The organism is Pseudomonas monsensis (genome assembly GCF_014268495.2).
GTDB classification, from domain to species: domain Bacteria; phylum Pseudomonadota; class Gammaproteobacteria; order Pseudomonadales; family Pseudomonadaceae; genus Aquipseudomonas; species Aquipseudomonas monsensis.
This window is the reverse complement of record NZ_CP077087.1, coordinates 4,781,763-4,797,722: the sequence shown is the minus strand read 5'-3', so window position 1 is coordinate 4,797,722 and position 15,960 is coordinate 4,781,763. Positions and strand designations below refer to the sequence as shown.

At 60.2% G+C, this 15,960-nt stretch carries 17 protein-coding genes; 13 read left to right on the top strand and 4 right to left on the bottom strand.

Features of this window, described 5'->3' with window-relative positions; translation table 11 throughout:
* The first annotated feature begins 100 nt into the window (after positions 1 to 100).
* The 4 genes from HV782_RS21105 (at position 101) to HV782_RS21090 (ending at position 4,419) form a co-directional block, all read left to right on the top strand.
* Positions 101 to 814 (top strand): GntR family transcriptional regulator, encoded by a 714-nt coding sequence (locus HV782_RS21105; RefSeq protein ID WP_128615499.1) that lies wholly within the window; start codon positions 101 to 103, stop codon positions 812 to 814.
* The gene (locus tag HV782_RS21100; protein WP_123466754.1) at positions 811 to 1,809 is read left to right on the top strand and encodes an ADP-ribosylglycohydrolase family protein; all 999 of its coding nucleotides are present in this window, start codon (positions 811 to 813) and stop codon (positions 1,807 to 1,809) included. The genes HV782_RS21105 and HV782_RS21100 overlap by 4 nt, the downstream gene beginning before the upstream one ends.
* A 221-nt stretch (positions 1,810 to 2,030) precedes the next feature.
* Positions 2,031 to 3,497 (top strand): purine-cytosine permease family protein, encoded by a 1,467-nt coding sequence (locus tag HV782_RS21095; RefSeq protein WP_123466752.1) that lies wholly within the window; start codon positions 2,031 to 2,033, stop codon positions 3,495 to 3,497.
* Entirely contained in the window at positions 3,490 to 4,419 is a 930-nt protein-coding gene (locus tag HV782_RS21090; RefSeq protein WP_186744924.1) for a PfkB family carbohydrate kinase, read from the top strand. Before HV782_RS21095 ends, HV782_RS21090 begins: the two co-directional genes overlap by 8 nt.
* A gap of 135 nt (positions 4,420 to 4,554) precedes the next feature.
* Here the strand turns inward: HV782_RS21090 and HV782_RS21085 are convergent, their stop codons facing one another.
* From HV782_RS21085 to HV782_RS21075, 3 genes are all read right to left on the bottom strand, one after another.
* Positions 4,555 to 4,818: a hypothetical protein gene (locus HV782_RS21085; RefSeq protein ID WP_186744922.1), complete on the bottom strand. Its 264-nt coding sequence runs from the start codon at positions 4,816 to 4,818 to the stop codon at positions 4,555 to 4,557.
* Positions 4,819 to 4,862: 44 nt separating this feature from the next.
* Positions 4,863 to 5,207 carry a hypothetical protein gene (locus HV782_RS21080; protein ID WP_128614936.1) on the bottom strand — a complete coding sequence of 115 codons (345 nt, stop codon included), beginning with the start codon at positions 5,205 to 5,207 and terminating at the stop codon, positions 4,863 to 4,865.
* Positions 5,208 to 5,304: 97 nt separating this feature from the next.
* Positions 5,305 to 5,958, bottom strand: a complete 654-nt coding sequence (locus tag HV782_RS21075; RefSeq protein WP_186744920.1) for an HD domain-containing protein — start codon at positions 5,956 to 5,958, stop codon at positions 5,305 to 5,307.
* A 227-nt stretch (positions 5,959 to 6,185) separates the two neighbouring features.
* Between HV782_RS21075 and HV782_RS21070 the strand changes: the two genes are divergently transcribed.
* The 9 genes from HV782_RS21070 to HV782_RS21030 all read left to right on the top strand — a co-directional run bounded on the left by HV782_RS21070 (position 6,186) and on the right by HV782_RS21030 (position 14,757).
* The gene (locus HV782_RS21070; RefSeq protein WP_123466742.1) at positions 6,186 to 6,665 is read left to right on the top strand and encodes a GNAT family N-acetyltransferase; all 480 of its coding nucleotides are present in this window, start codon (positions 6,186 to 6,188) and stop codon (positions 6,663 to 6,665) included.
* Positions 6,666 to 6,825: 160 nt separating this feature from the next.
* Positions 6,826 to 7,488 (top strand): hypothetical protein, encoded by a 663-nt coding sequence (locus HV782_RS21065; RefSeq protein WP_186744918.1) that lies wholly within the window; start codon positions 6,826 to 6,828, stop codon positions 7,486 to 7,488.
* Positions 7,485 to 7,979 (top strand): PAAR domain-containing protein, encoded by a 495-nt coding sequence (locus HV782_RS21060; protein ID WP_122842539.1) that lies wholly within the window; start codon positions 7,485 to 7,487, stop codon positions 7,977 to 7,979. Before HV782_RS21065 ends, HV782_RS21060 begins: the two co-directional genes overlap by 4 nt.
* Positions 7,980 to 7,985: 6 nt before the next feature.
* Positions 7,986 to 8,726, top strand: a complete 741-nt coding sequence (locus HV782_RS21055; protein ID WP_128616075.1) for an alpha/beta hydrolase — start codon at positions 7,986 to 7,988, stop codon at positions 8,724 to 8,726.
* A gap of 860 nt (positions 8,727 to 9,586) precedes the next feature.
* Entirely contained in the window at positions 9,587 to 10,576 is a 990-nt protein-coding gene (locus HV782_RS21050) for a 2-dehydro-3-deoxygalactonokinase (RefSeq protein ID WP_186744916.1), read from the top strand.
* Between the two features lie 19 nt (positions 10,577 to 10,595).
* Positions 10,596 to 11,216: a 2-dehydro-3-deoxy-6-phosphogalactonate aldolase gene (locus HV782_RS21045; RefSeq protein ID WP_186744913.1), complete on the top strand. Its 621-nt coding sequence runs from the start codon at positions 10,596 to 10,598 to the stop codon at positions 11,214 to 11,216.
* A 47-nt stretch (positions 11,217 to 11,263) separates the two neighbouring features.
* Positions 11,264 to 12,412, top strand: a complete 1,149-nt coding sequence (gene dgoD, locus HV782_RS21040) for a galactonate dehydratase (protein ID WP_016770960.1) — start codon at positions 11,264 to 11,266, stop codon at positions 12,410 to 12,412.
* Between the two features lie 170 nt (positions 12,413 to 12,582).
* A complete protein-coding gene (locus HV782_RS21035; protein ID WP_186744911.1) occupies positions 12,583 to 13,893 on the top strand; it encodes an MFS transporter in 1,311 nt (436 codons plus the stop codon).
* 60 nt (positions 13,894 to 13,953) lie between these two features.
* The gene (locus tag HV782_RS21030; RefSeq protein WP_186744909.1) at positions 13,954 to 14,757 is read left to right on the top strand and encodes an IclR family transcriptional regulator; all 804 of its coding nucleotides are present in this window, start codon (positions 13,954 to 13,956) and stop codon (positions 14,755 to 14,757) included.
* A gap of 4 nt (positions 14,758 to 14,761) precedes the next feature.
* Here the strand turns inward: HV782_RS21030 and HV782_RS21025 are convergent, their stop codons facing one another.
* A complete protein-coding gene (locus HV782_RS21025) occupies positions 14,762 to 15,814 on the bottom strand; it encodes an NAD(P)-dependent alcohol dehydrogenase (protein ID WP_186744907.1) in 1,053 nt (350 codons plus the stop codon).
* Positions 15,815 to 15,960: the final 146 nt, after the last annotated feature.

Genomic DNA, 15,960 nt, shown 5'->3' with positions numbered 1-15,960 from the left:
GGAGAGGGCTAGGGTGAGGGGCTTTTGATCTTCTCGCCTTTTGTCCGCCCCCCTAAATTTAACTTGCTCGCCCGCATCCGTTTCGGGTATCAATTTGTACATGATTAGACAGGTACGATTTGACAAGAAACAACGGGTGGTCGACGAACTCGTCCGGCGCATCGAAAGCGGCCTCATGGAGGACGGCTTTCTGTTGCCCGGGGAGCATCAGTTGGCTCAAGAATTCAAGGTCAGCCGTGGCACGCTGCGTGAAGCGCTGGCCGAACTGAAGCGGCGCAATTACATCGCCACGCAAAGCGGGGTCGGCTCGATCGTCACGTTCGACGGTGTAGTGCTCGACCAGCGCAGTGGCTGGGCGCAGGCGCTGGCCGACAGCGGCGTGCTGATCAACACCGAAGTGCTGCGCCTCGAAGCCGTGACCCGGCCAGACCTGCTCTCGCGTTTCGGCACCGACCAATTCATCACCCTCGACCGTCGCCGGCGCTCCAATGACGGCACGCTGGTGTCTCTTGAACGCTCGTTGATGCCGGCCACCGGCGGCCTGGAAAGCCTGCCGCGCGTCGGTCTGATCGACAATTCCCTGACCATCACCCTGGCTGCCTATGGCTACATCGGCGAGCGCGGCGATCAGTGGATCGGCGCCGAACCGCTGAGTGCCGTGGACGCCGAATTGCTCGGTCGTCCGGTGGGCACCGTTTTCCTCAAAGCCTTGCGCACCACCTACGACCGGCAGAACCGTTTCATGGAGCAGGTCGAAAGCTTGCTCGATCCGGTGCATTTCCGCCTGCACCTGCAGTTTGGAGAATCGAAATGACCGCGTTCAACCGTGCCCTCGGTGCGTTTTACGGCCTGGCCCTCGGTGATGCGCTGGGCATGCCGACGCAGTCGCTGAACCGCGAAACGATCAAGACCCGCTTCGGCCGGATCACCGATCTGCAGGACGCCGGTCCCTTGCAACCGATCGCCGCCAATATGCCCAAGGGGTCGATCACCGATGACACCGAACAGGCGATTCTGGTCGGTGAGTTGCTGATCGAAGGCAAGGGCCGCATCGAGCCGGCGATCCTCGCGCAGCGTCTGATCGAGTGGGAAGCCGAAATGCAGGCCAAGGGGTCGCAGGATTTGCTCGGACCCTCGACCAAACGTGCCATCGAGATGATCCTCGCCGGGCATTCGGCCGAAGAGGCCGGGCGCTACGGCACCACCAACGGCGCAGCGATGCGCATTACTCCGGTAGGGATCGCGGCGGACGTCGCCGAGCCCCAGCGCTTCATCGCCGCCGTGGTACAGGCCTGTCAGGTCACCCACAACACCACGCTGGGGATTTCCAGTGCCGCGGCGGTGGCAGCGGTGGTCTCGGCCGGGATCAACGGCATGGACCTTGGCGAAGCGCTGAACCTCGGACAGCAGATTGCGCAACAGGCCGAAGCGCACGGGCACTGGGTCGCCGGTGGGCGTATCGCTTCGCGGATCAGTTGGGCGCGCAGCATCAGCGTCGACAGTGACAAGGCGTTGTTGGCGGACTTGCTGTACGACGTGATCGGCACGTCGGTGGCGTCGCAGGAATCGGTGGTGGTGTCGTTCGCCCTGGCGCAGCAAGTGGCGGTCGGCGAGATGAGCGCGTTCGATGCATTGTGCATGGCCGCCAGCCTGGGCGGTGACACCGACACCATCGCGGCGATTCTCGGCGCCATGCTCGGGGCCTGCCTGGGCCTTGAGAGCTGGCCGGTGCCGATGATTGCCACGGTGAAAGCGGTCAATCATCTGGAGCTTGAGCCGTTGGTGCAGGGGCTGTTGGCCCTGCGTTGACGGGGCTGACGCCATCGCTGGCAAGCCAGCTTCCACAGGGATTGGGCCTGTCTCAAGGTTAACTTTGAACCTGTGGGAGCTGGCTTGCCAGCGATAGGCGCACCGCATAATCGAATTTTCAACCCGCAATGGATCGCGCAGACAGGCCGAGGACGGCCGGGATGTCTTGTCGTTCTGCATCATTGCCACAACCACAATAAAGGCAAACAGGAGCACAGTTCATGAGTTCATCAAACGCCGGGCAAAGCGCCGGACAACTGGAGACCCGGGGTATCGAACCCGTGCCGGAAGCCGAGTGCAACGGCCATCCGCTGCAACTGTTCTGGGTCTGGTTCGCCGCCAACATTTCCATTCTCGGTCTGCCGCTGGGCGCCACGCTCGTCGCGTTTCGCGGGCTGGCGATCTGGCAGGCGATCATCGTTGCGATTGTCGGCGCAGCCGGTTCGTTCGCGGTGGTGGGGATCATCTCGATCGCTGGCCGTCGTGGCCGTGCGCCGAGCCTGACCTTGTCGCGAGCGATCTTCGGTGTGCGCGGCAACATTGGCCCGACGCTGGTCTCACTGATGTCGCGGCTGGGCTGGGAAACCGTCAACACCACCACGGCGGCATTCGTGTTGCTGTCGCTGTGTTCGATCCTGTTCGGCTCGCCGGTGGAAGCGAAGAGTGCGCCAGTGCTGACGCTGATCTTCATCGCGATTTTCGTCCTGCTGACCCTGTCGGTTTCCGGCCTCGGCCACGCCACCCTGCTGGTGATCCAGAAGTGGGCGACTTATGTGTTCGGCGCGCTGAACATCCTGGTCGGCGGTTTTCTCTGCGCGACCATCGACTGGAGCGCGGTGTTCAACGCCACCCCGGCGCCGCTGAGCGCAATGATCATCGGTATCGGCACCATGGCTGCCGGCACCGGGATCGGCTGGGCCAACGCCGGTGCCGACATGTCGCGCTATCAGCACCGCAGCGTCAAAGCCGTGCGTCTGGTGGCGTCTGCCGCGTTCGGCGCCGGGATTCCGCTGGTGCTGCTGATTACCCTCGGCGGCCTGTTGTCGGTAGGCAACAATGATCTGGCGTCGGCGACTGACCCGATCGTGGCGATCCGCGACATGCTGCCGACGTGGATGGCCGTGCCATACCTGATCACTGCATTCGGCGGCCTGCTGCTGTCGAACAACCTGTCGGTGTACTCCGCCGGCCTGACCACGCTGACCCTCGGCCTCAAAGTCAAACGCGTCTACGCAGTGGTGGTGGACATCGTCGCGATCTTCGCCGGTTCGATCTACTTCATGCTGATTGCGGATAGCTTCTACGGCCCGTTCATCACCTTCATTTCCCTGCTGGCAGTGCCAATCACCGCGTGGGTCGGGATCTTCGTGGTTGATCTGATTCACCGCCACTACTACAGCCCCAAAGACCTGCTCGACGTCAGCCCGAGCAGCGCTTACTGGTATCGCGGCGGCATCGAATGGCGCGCGTTCGGCGCGTGGGCGATTGCCATCGTGCTCGGCTTCAGTTTCACCACCATTGGCACCACTGCCGAGAACGTCTGGTTCAAGGGCTTTCTGTCCGACTCGTGGCTGGGCCACAACGGTCTGGGCTGGATCGTGACCTTCGTGGTGGCCGGTGGCATTTATTTCGTCCTCGGCGGGGCGAAAGACCGCCGCGCTGCGCAAGTCGAGCGTGCTCATGCCTAAGATGTTGCACACCGGCCAGGTCATCATCGACTTGGTCATGGCCGTGGAAAAATTGCCGCAGGTCGGCGGTGATGTGCTGGCGCAATCGGCCGGTTTCGAAGCCGGCGGCGGTTTCAACGTGATGGCCGCTGCCGTGCGCAATGGCTTGCCAGTGGTTTATCTCGGTCGCCATGGCTCCGGGCGCTTCGGTGACCTGGCGCGTCAGGCGATGAATGACGAAGGCATTCATATCGGCATCCAGACGCCTGCGCCACGCGACACCGGGATTTGCGTGGCACTGACCGATGCGTCAGCTGAGCGCAGTTTCATTTCCTATATCGGCGCTGAAGGTGAGGTGACGGCGGAGGATCTGAACAGCGTTGCGGCGGAGGCAGGCGATTACGTTTATCTCAGCGGCTACAGCTTGCTGCATGAAGGCAAGGCGCAGGCGTTGCTCGACTGGACGTTGGCCTTACCGGATACGATCAACGTAGTGTTCGATCCGGGGCCTTTGGTCGAATCACCGGACTCACCGCTGATGCAGGCGCTGTTGCCGCGCATCGACGTGTGGACCAGCAACAGTGTCGAAGCGCTGCGGTTTACCGGCGCTGAAGAGATTGCATCAGCACTTGATCGTCTCTCTGAGCATCTACCCAAAGACGTATTGATGGTGGTCCGCGACGGTCCGCAAGGCTGCTGGATTCAACAGCATGGCGAGCGCCGGCATGTGCCGGGGTTTGTCGTTAAAGCGCTGGACAGCAATGGTGCTGGGGATGCGCACGCCGGGGTATTTGTCGCAGGGTTGGCGCAGGGAGTGAACGCGCATGAGGCGGCACGCAGGGCGAATGCAGCGGCGGCTCTGGCGGTGACCCGGTGGGGGCCGGCGACTTCGCCGGAGGCTGCTGAAGTCGATGCGTTTATCCGCGAGTCACTCTGCGACTGATTTGTCGCTATCGCGGGCAAGCCAGCTCCCACAGGTTTTGATGGTGAACTGCTGCCGCAGGCTGCGATCTGTTGATCCGGAAAATCAAAAGATCGCAGCGTGCGGCAGCACCGGCATGATCACGCGTTCACACAATCACCGCGCCGCGTCGTCGAGCTTTCGCGCCGCTTCAACCCCGGCCGCGCTGAGCTTGATCGGCAGGTTCAACGAGTGTTCGCCGGCCTCGTTGCAGGTCACATGACCATGGTGGATCAATCCGCGATCCTGCAGGGCGGCGAGGGCGCTGGCGACGACTTTTTCGCCGCGGTAATTGTCCAGCACCTCCTTGCCCAGACCACTGGGGTGAGCGTGCAACAGGCGGGTGAGGACTTCTTTTTCCAGGTTTTTATCGACGTTCATGGTTACCTCTTCATGGATGTGAACAGGACGCTCGCGTCGGCGAACTACTGACTGCCGCCTTCGGAGCCCGAACCACCGGTGGTGGTTTTCGAGCCGATGCCGTGGCCGGCGTTATCGGGTGTAGCGGGGGAGTCAGGGGTGTTCATGCCACCCTGGCGGCCGGGATCGCTGCCTTGGGTGCGTGGGTCGGTGCCGGTGGCCGGTGGCTGGTTGATCAACGGAACACCGGAACCATCGGTGTTCATGCCGGGGGCACTGTTGATAACGGGGGCTCGCGGAGCCGGAGTCGGATCGGTGGGGCCGGTGCCCGCTGCGGTGGTAGAAGCGGCAAAAACCGCGGGACTCAGCAGGGCGGCGAAAACGAGGGCAGTCAACCTTGACGGGATCATAGGGCGTCTCCAGTGATTGAAATCCTTACCTGTCGTTGGTCTGCCCTCTTGTCCGATTGGTGCCTGATTAACGACGAACGGTCGAGTCGCAGGACGATCAACCGATGTCGATTTCCTCCTTGAACTGCTCCATGAAACCCTTCAGGCGTTGATGGCGGATCTGCGCCAGACCTTGACCGGCAGCGGTCTGGAAGCCCTCGGCCAGGTGCAGCAGTTTGGTCTGGAAGTGGTCGAGGCAAAAGCGCATGTCGTCGTAGTCGCGCTCTTTTGCTTCGGGATCATGTGGGTCATACAGCGCCGAACCCATGCGCCCGGCGACGTAGAACGTGCGAGCAACGCCGAGCATGCCCAATGAGTCGAGCCGGTCGGCGTCCTGGACGATTTTTGCCTCAAGCGTGAGCGGGCTGATGTTGGCGGAAAAGCTGTGGGCTTCGATGGCGTGGGCGACGCTGCTGATCTTGCTTTCGGGCCAGTCCAGCCCGGCCAGCACATTGGCGGCTTTCTTTGCGGCAAGACGCGAAGCCTGTGAGCGCAGCGGCGAGTTCTTTTCCACGGACACGCAATCGTGCAGCAGCACGGCGGCGAGCAACACTTCCAGGTCTCCACCTTCCTCGGCCTGCAAGGTGCGTACGTTGTGCCAGACCCGTTGCAGGTGGGCGAGGTCATGGGCGCCGTCTTCGGAGGGTTCGAGGGCGTGGGGCAGCAATTCGCGGGCGAGGATGGTCAGAGGGGTAAAAGCGTTGGCAGACATAAGTGTTCTTTCAGTTGAGTTGAGCTTCTGTGGCGAGGGAGCTTGTTGAATCGTCGCGCCGTTCCGCGCGACTGCGCGGCAGTCGCAAAACCTGGAAAACAAGCCCTGTCTGATAGATCACATTGGATGGAATTGGGGCCGCGCGCAACCCAGCGGGAGCAACCTGCCTCGCCACAAAAGCCATGCAGCTTTAGTATGGCGCTTTCCATTTCCGACAAGGCCCGTCCATGACGATCGAAATCCGCCCGGCGACCCCCAGCGATGCTCCGCAAATCCTCGCCTTCATCACCGAACTGGCAGATTTCGAAAAGGCCCGCCACGAAGTGATCGCCAGCGTCACCGACATCGAGCGCAGCCTGTTCAGCGAAGGCGCTACCGCCCACGGTCTGATCTGCCTGCGCGACGGCTTGCCGATCGGCTTCGCGGTGTTCTTCTTCAGCTATTCGACCTGGCTCGGCAGCAACTGCCTGTACCTCGAAGACCTCTACATCACCCCGGAACAACGTGGCGGCGGCGCCGGCAAAACCCTGTTGCGCCACTTGGCGAAAATCGCCTGCGACAACGACTGCGGCCGTTTCGAGTGGAGCGTGCTGGAGTGGAACACCCCGGCCATCGACTTTTACAAATCCCTCGGCGCGCAGCCGCAGGAAGAATGGGTGCGCTATCGCATGGACGGCAAAGTGTTGCGCGAGTTCGCCGAGGGCTGAACAACAATGTTGGCGACCCCGTGCTGATTTGATTGTCGCCAGCCCTCTAGTCCGGCACTCTACGCGCCATTTTTGCGCGATCACGGACGACACCTGCAATGCCTCTGGCAAAATTTCTCCACGCCCGTGGAGCCTTCGCAGCGTCAACGAGTGACCGGCGATGAGCGGACTACGGGCGTCAATGCGTCTGTATGGCCTGGTGAAAAACTCGGGTTCCAGCGACAACCCCACGCGTCAACCGGTCGACATTCTGTGCATGACAAATCGCAGGGGCGGCAGCGCGATTCGTGCGTTCGTGTCACGCCTTGATGCCGAGTTGATGACGCGCAGTTCCGGGCTCGCCGATTACCGCATGGTACCGCTGCGCACCTTCGATCCGACGGCGTTTATCGACGCTCATCAAGGCTGGCTGACGCTGCACGTCTGTTGCGGTTTCGTCGCCCCCGCCGGGCATTCGCTGCTCAAGGACGGCGGGTTGATGCCGATGGGCTGGTACGTCTATTCCGAGATCGGCCAGTGGACGGCCCAGCATCATCTCGACCTCGGCGCACAAATGGCCGAGCTGCTGCAATCGACTTACGAGCGTAATCACCTGCGCAACTACAACGCCTGGCTCAACGAACTCGACGACGCCTCGCCGGCCGAACTGGCCTGGCAAACCGACGAAGCCTGGCGACACCTGCAAACCGCCGCATCACCCGACAGCCGTGAGCATCGCCACGCCCTGTTCGACCCCGTCGACAACCGCTGGCGCTTCGCCGCGACCGACATCGATATTCATCAGCCGCACCCGGAACCCCTGAAGCAAGGAGCTTTGAATTGAGTGGTAAACCCGCTGCACGCGTCACCGACCCGACCGCCTGCCCACTGCCAGGCCATGGCACCAACCCGATAGCCTCCGGCTCTCCGAACGTCTTCTTCGACGGACTCGCCGCCGCGCGCATGACCGATAAATCGGCGTGCGGCAGTCCGATTACAGGAGCCGTTTCCGGCACCGTATTCATCAACGGCCTGAACGCGGCCACGCTCGATAGCACCGGTGGCCACGGCAATGTCGTGGTTGGTGGTTCGGGGACGGTGATCATTGGGCAGAGTGGTGGAGGGGCGGCGTTTAGTGGGTTGTTGCCGATGCCGGTGCATTTTACGGACAGGTTGCAAGTGGTGAATGAGGACACCGGAGAGCCGGTGCCCTACCACCCCTACACGATTCAGCGCGGCGATGGCAGTGAGGAACCGGGAATTACGGATGCGTTGGGATTCACCCATACCGTCAGCTCGCATTTGGCTGAAACTATAAATTTGTTTGTGGAGTGATGATAAATGGCAGAAGGAAGTGCGACAGCAGACACTCCAGAAGTGCCGGTAGCTAGAAGGAATCCAGTTACCCATACGCTCACTTGTAAGACTGATCAGTCTGTTAAGCAAGCATCGGTAAAATTGCGGGATGTAATGGTATTTCTTGTTGGCGGGGCGGGCGATCAGGAAAGATATTATGTTGATGGCCCTAACCACAACGTCGATTACGTTCGAGACATGGTTGATGCAGATATCGAAGCTCTAGAAATCAAGAAGTACTGCACTACCTTGCCTCTTGGTTATAACGCGTTCATGAGTGAAGAGGATCTGGAAAATAATGTAATTGGTAAGATTTCAAACTGTAATACCGCCGTTTACATTATCGGTCATAGCTTGGGTGGGTGGAATGGCGCGCACCTATCGGCTGTTTTGTCCGATCGTGGATTTAAAGTCAAAATGCTGGTCACCCTAGACCCTGTAGGCCACGGAAAAATTGTCTACGGTATTTCGAAGATATACAGGCAGGTTCCTCAGCCAAAAGCGGAATATTGGGTGAATATCAGAGCTGCTGCAGTTGATTGGAATTTATCGGACGTCGTTGCGGATTTTGGTGAGCAATGGGAAATCTCCGCTGGACCGAATGTAATGGGACGGCTGGACATCAATCACGCGGATGCTAACTTTATGTACGCGCGACCTTTGCCTGGTGGCAAGTCAGCTCGACAGATTTTAAGGGAATCAATTTTGAAATGGACCAAGGAGTAACGTTTTGTGAGATTTATAACGTTGGCAGTCATGATTCTGATGGTCTCTGCGTGTTCTTTGAATCATGGTCGGCCTATCGCTAATTTACAGTACTCAAAGACTGATCGGCTTCGCAGTACCGGGATTTATCAAATTTATTTTTCGTCAGACGTAGAACTGCTTCAGTTGTTCAAGTCGTCTATTGGTCAGGGCCTTGTATGTTCGTTAACGGACGATCAAGATTTTTCACAGGCGCACCGTATAAAGCAATCCGGTTTCGGGTTCATTGAAAAAGTGTCAACTGATTCACTGATCTATAGGGCGGATGTTCTTTTCGATGAGCAGGTAGATGATAAGGGTGAGGAAAGACGTCTCAAAGGAGATTTATTAGTCCCGTTTTTGAAATCCAGAGATTCCATTTCTTGTGTGTTTAGAGTTCATTCGACTACTTACAAAACGTATTTCTCGAAGATCATGCAAGTCCCGAGTGTAGATTTGATGAATCCGGGAACTGCAGAGTAGCCGCATATTTTAGCGGCCTTGCCTACTTTGAAGGCCGTTTCCACCATGACCAGTTCGTGTCCATATTATGGGTTACGACCATTGGGTAATAATAAGACGGCTCGCAGTATTTTTAATAAATTGGTTTCGAATTTCTTCAAGGAGTGAAGCTCGCACCACGATATTTTTTTGATCTGTTCGGTAAATAACGATCATCACTACTTCTTCGATCCGAATGTGCATGAACTCCGGTTTGCAGAGGAAGAATTTTTAATCTGAAAAATCCCAAAATATGGGATGCAAAATTACATATTGAGATTTACCGTCTGAGAGGTCTATAGTCCGTCGCACTCACTGCCAAAAACAAAACAGGTGAAGCGATGCAGGCGCAATTGATCGCGCTCGATTGGGGGACGACCTCATTACGTGCTTACAAACTCGCGGCGGGCGGGGTGGTGCTGGAGCAGCGTGCGCTGGCGTCCGGGATCATGCAGTTGCCCGCGACTGCGCGAGTCATCAACGGTCGCGAATGCACTGACGGTTTTGAACTGGCCTTTGATGACGCGTGCGGCGACTGGCTCGACGCGCAGCCGGATCTGCCGGTGATCGCCTGCGGCATGGTTGGCAGCGCCCAAGGCTGGCGCGAAGCGGCCTACTGCGAAACACCGGCAAACGTCGCCCATCTCGGAAATTCCCTACAAACACTGGTCAGTCTGCGCGGCACGCGGGTGCACATCGTGCCGGGCGTGATTCAGCGTTCACACTTGCCCAACGTGATGCGCGGCGAAGAAACCCAGGTCCTCGGCGTGCTGCAGAATCTGCCGGCCGAGGCGAGCGGCGATCTGTTGATCGGTCTGCCGGGCAGCCATTCCAAATGGGTGGAGGTGGTCGATGGCTGCATCACTCATTTCGATACCTTCATGACCGGCGAAGTGTTCGCCGTGCTCAGCGAACACAGCATCCTTGGCCGTACCCAACAGCACGGCGCGGCTTTCGATGGCCCGGCGTTCGACCGTGGCGTGCAGGTGGCGCTGTCGGTGGACGGCGAGTTGGGCGTTCTATCGACGCTATTCAGTGCCCGCACCCTGGGCCTGACCGGCGAACTCGGCGCCAGTGCGCAACCTGATTATTTGTCCGGCCTGTTGATCGGTCATGAACTGGCGGCACTCGCCACGGTTCAGCGCCGCCGCCGCAACAGCGCGCAGCTTCCTTCGATCATCCTCATCGGCAATGCGCAACTCTGCGCGCGTTACAGCCGTGCCCTCGACGCCTGCGGTTTCGCCGCGGTGACGCTGGCCGAGCAGGCCACCGAGCGTGGTTTGTGGCAACTGGCGCTGGCCGCCGGACTGCTCGATTCCTCATCCCGTTAACCCTGACTGGAGGCCTGACATGCTCAAGCAAGCATTGGCGCAAAACGGTCTGATCGCGATCCTGCGTGGCCTGCATCCGCAGGAAGCCGCTGCGGTCGGAGAAGTCCTGTATGCCGCTGGATTTCGCGTCATCGAAGTACCGCTCAATTCCCCTTCGCCGTACGAAAGTATCCGCATCCTGCGCAAGACCTTGCCCGCCGATTGCCTGATCGGTGCCGGCACGGTGTTGACCCCGGAACAGGTCGAGTTGGTGAAAGAAGCCGGCGGGCAAGTGATCGTCATGCCGCACAGCGACGCCAAGGTCTTGCGCGCGGCGAAAGCGGCGGGGCTGTTTCTGTCGCCAGGTGTGGCCACACCGACCGAAGCATTCGCGGCGCTGGCGGAGGGCGCAGACATTCTCAAGCTGTTCCCCGCCGAGCAGATGGGCCCGGCGGTCGTCAAAGCCTGGCTGGCGGTGTTGCCATCCGGGACGGTTCTGGCGCCGGTTGGCGGTATCACGCCGGACAACATGCAGGCGTTCATCGACGCCGGCGTGAAAGGTTTCGGCCTCGGTTCCGGGCTGTTCAAACCGGGCATGACGCCGCAGCAAGTGGCGGTGAACGCCGAGGCCTACGTGGCCGCGTGGAAGGCGCTTGGTTAAGACTTTTTGGCGCTGCGTGCGCTGCATCTAACAAGAGAGACAAACAGATGAAAATCACCAAACTCACCACCTTCATCGTCCCGCCGCGCTGGTGCTTCCTCAAGGTCGAAACCGATGAAGGCGTGACCGGTTGGGGTGAACCCGTGGTTGAAGGTCGAGCGCACACCGTGGCCGCTGCCGTCGAAGAATTGTCCGACTACCTGATCGGCAAAGACCCACGCAATATCGAGGACATCTGGACGGTGCTGTATCGCGGCGGCTTCTACCGTGGCGGCGCGATTCACATGAGTGCGCTGGCTGGTATCGATCAGGCGCTGTGGGACATCAAGGGCAAGGCCCTCGGCGTATCGGTCAGTGACCTGCTCGGTGGGCAGGTGCGCGACAAAATTCGCGTGTACTCGTGGATCGGTGGCGACCGTCCGGCCGACACCGCGCGCGCGGCGAAAGAGGCGGTGAGCCGTGGTTTCACCGCGGTGAAAATGAACGGCACCGAAGAACTGCAATTCCTCGATACCTTCGAAAAAGTCGATCTGGCGCTGGCCAACGTCGCTGCCGTGCGTGATGCGGTCGGGCCGAACGTTGGCATCGGCGTCGACTTCCATGGCCGCGTGCACAAACCGATGGCCAAGGTGCTGATGAAGGAACTCGATCCGTACAAACTGATGTTCATCGAAGAGCCGGTGCTCAGCGAAAACTACGAAGCATTGAAGGAGCTGGCGCCATTGACCAGCACGCCGATCGCTCTCGGCGAGCGGCTGTTCTCGCGCTGGGACTTTAAACGGGTGTTGAGTGAAGGCTACGTCGACATCATCCAGCCGGATGCCTCCCACGCGGGCGGCATCACCGAGACCCGCAAGATCGCCAACATGGCCGAAGCCTACGACGTGGCGTTGGCGCTGCATTGCCCGTTGGGACCGATTGCGCTGGCCGCGTGTTTGCAATTGGACGCGGCTTGTTACAACGCGTTTATCCAGGAGCAGAGCCTGGGCATCCATTACAACGAGAGCAACGATTTGCTCGACTACGTGAAAGACCCACGGGTGTTCGACTACGACCAGGGTTTCGTGAAGATTCCGAACGGGCCGGGACTGGGTATCGAGATCAACGAGGAATATGTGATCGAACGCGCCGCCGTCGGCCACCGCTGGCGTAACCCGATCTGGCGCCATGCCGATGGCAGTTTTGCCGAGTGGTGATTTGTCTCTGACACACCACCCCCCCTGTGGGAGCGAGCTTGCTCGCGAATGCGGCAGGTCAGTCAGATTGATGCAGGATGTGCCGCCGTCTTCGCGAGCAAGCTCGCTCCCACAGGGTGCAGTGCAGGCCATAGGCCGACCTCAAATAATCATAAGAAGAGGCACCCCCCATGCCACCGCAAACCCTCACCGGGCAGGCGTCTTTAGTCACGCCCAGCCGCAAGCGGTTTTTCATCATGGTGCTGCTGTTCATCACCGTGGTCATCAACTACCTCGATCGCAGCAATCTGTCGATTGCCGCGCCCGCGCTGACCAGCGAACTGGGCATTGATCCGGTTCACGTCGGGCTGATTTTCTCGGCGTTCGGCTGGACCTACGCCGCGATGCAAATCCCCGGCGGCTGGCTGGTCGATCGCGTGCCGCCGCGCATTCTTTATAGCGTCGCGTTGCTGCTGTGGTCGCTGGCCACGGTGATGCTCGGCTTTGCAGCCAGCTTCATTGCGCTGTTTGTGCTGCGCATGGCGGTCGGCGCGCTGGAAGCGCCGGCTTATCCGATCAATAGCCGTGTGGTGACGACCTGGTTTCCTGAGCGCGAGCGGGCCACGGCGATTGGTTTTTACACGTCGGGGCAGTTTGTCGGGCTGGCGTTTCTGACCCCGGTACTGGCCTGGCTGCAACATGAGTTCGGCTGGCACATGGTGTTCGTCGCCACCGGTGCGGCGGGGATTGTCTGGGCGGCGATCTGGTACGCGGTGTATCGCGAGCCACGAGACTTCAAAGGCGTCAACCAAGGCGAAATCGACCTGATTCGTGAGGGCGGAGGGCTGGTCGATATTCAGCAGGAGACGGCCAAGGTCAAAGCCAGGTTCAGCTGGACTGATCTGGGTATCGTCCTGACCAAGCGCAAGTTGTGGGGCATCTACCTCGGCCAGTTCTGCCTGAACTCGACGCTGTGGTTCTTCCTCACGTGGTTCCCGACCTATCTGGTGAAATATCGCGGCATGGACTTCATCAAGTCCGGCCTGCTGGCGTCGCTGCCATTTCTGGCTGCTTTCGTCGGTGTTCTGTGCTCGGGGTTCTTTTCCGACTTGTTGATTCGGCGTGGCTGCAGCGTCGGGTTTGCGCGCAAGTTGCCGATCATTGGCGGGCTGCTGATTTCCACCTCGATCATCGGCGCCAATTTCGTTGAATCGACACCGCTGGTGATTGCCTTCCTAGCGCTGGCGTTTTTCGGCAACGGGCTGGCGTCGATCACCTGGTCGCTGGTTTCGACCCTCGCTCCGGCACGTTTGCTCGGTTTGACCGGCGGGGTGTTCAACTTCATCGGCAACCTGTCGGCAATTGCCACGCCGATTGTCATCGGTTTCCTCGCCAGCGGTGATTCGTTCGCCCCGGCAATCACCTACATCGCGGTTCTGGCGTTGATCGGTGCGTTGTCCTACGTGCTGCTGGTGGGCAAGGTCGAACGTATCGAGTTGTAGTGCTCCGCCTCGGGCGACCATAATGCCGCCCGTTCCCTCGCTCAACGGTAAAGGCTGGATATGCAGGAAGACGCCCCGGAAAAAACCAAGGACGCCGCACCCACCGGCACTCAGACACTGCTTCGCGGCCTGGGCGTGGTGCAGGCGGTGGCCAGTGGCGCCCGCGATCTGAAAGAGATTGCCCGGCTGATCGGCACCACGCGCAGCACCACCCATCGCTTGGCCAGTTGTCTGGTGGATGAGCGCTACCTGCGCGTGGTCCCGCAAGTGGGTTATCTGCTGGGGCCGAAGCTGATCGAGCTGGGGTTTCAGGCACGCGAAGAGTTGCCGCTGGTGAGTCTGGCCGGGCCGTATCTGGACGAGTTGTCGGCGCTGACCGGGGACACCGTGCATCTGGGTATTCGTGAAGGTGACGAGGTGCTGTATCTGCTGAAGAATCCGGGGCGCAATGGCCCGGAAATGCGTTCGCGGGTCGGCCATCGCATGCCGCTGGCGCGAACCGGGATCGGCAAGGCGTTGATGCTCGATGACTCGCCGCAAGACTGGCAGCGCCTGTACGACATCAGCCTGCCGGCGGGTGGGAAAAGTCAGTTCTGGCCGCAACATCCCCAGCAATCGTGGGAACAGCTTGAGCAGCGCATGACCGATTACGTGGCCGGCGGCTACGCTTTCGATCTGGAGGACAACGAACCGTCGATCCGCTGCGTGGCGGCACCGATTCGTGATGCGAGCAAGCGCATTGTGGCGGCGATCAGCATCGCCAGCACCGTGCCGTACATGCCGCTGGAAAAAATGGCCGAGCTGATCCCCCTGATCAAAGGGGTCACAGCCCGGCTGTCGGCGGAGCTTGGCTTGAAGGTGTGAGGGCTTAAACCTTGAGCGTCGCCATGTCGATCACGAAGCGGTATTTCACGTCGCCGGCGATCATCCGCGCGTAAGCCTCGTTGATCTGGCGGATGTCGAGCATTTCGATGTCGCAGGTGATGTTGTGCTCGGCGCAGAAATCCAGCACTTCCTGGGTTTCGGCGATGCCGCCGATCAACGAACCGGCCAGCACGCGACGGCCCAGCACCAGGTTGGCGGCATGCACCGGCGGGTCGATCGGCTCGATCAGTCCCACCAGAATATGCACGCCATCAAAGCGCAGGGTTTGCAGGTACGGGTTGAGGTCGTGCTGCACCGGAATGGTGTCCAGCAGGAAATCGAACTGGCCTGCGGCGGCAGCCATCTGTTCGGCATCGGTGGAGACGATCACATGATCGGCACCCTGACGACGACCTTCTTCGGCCTTGCTCGCCGAACGGGTGAACAACGTCACTTCCGCGCCCAGGGCCTTGGCGAATTTGATGCCCATGTGGCCAAGGCCGCCCATGCCGAGGATCCCGACCTTGTCACCGGCCTTCACGCCGTAGTGCTTGAGCGGCGAGTAGGTGGTGATGCCGGCGCAGAGGATCGGCGCGGCGCTGGCCAGGTCGAGTTTTTCCGGGATGCGTACCACGAAGTGCTCGCTGACGACGATGCTGTCCGAATAGCCGCCCATGGTGTTGCTGCCGTCGACCCGGTCCGGGGTGGCGTAAGTCATGGTCGGGCCTTCGAGGCAGTATTGCTCGAGGTTCTGCTGGCAGGCGGCGCAGGTGCGGCAGGAGTCGACCATGCAGCCAACGCCGACCAGATCTCCGACTTTATGTTGGGTGACGTTCGCACCGACGGCGGTGACTTTTCCGACGATCTCGTGGCCGGGCATCAGCGGATACACAGCGATGCCCCATTCGTTGCGGGCCTGGTGGATGTCGGAGTGGCAGACGCCGCAATACAGGATCTCGATCGCCACGTCGTCAGCGCGAGGGCTGCGGCGTTCGAATTTCATCGGGGCGAGGGGAGTGGTGGCCGATTGAGCGGCATAACCGATAGCGGTGTACATGAATAACCTCGCAGAAGCAGTGACAGGTGAGGTGGCGCATTCTGGGCGTCGTCTGTCGCGGCGGCCATGACGATTCCTCCGGGTCTCATGCCTAATCCTCCGGCATGCAGGTTTCGGCGAGCGCATGGGCAAAAGGATCTGCGATG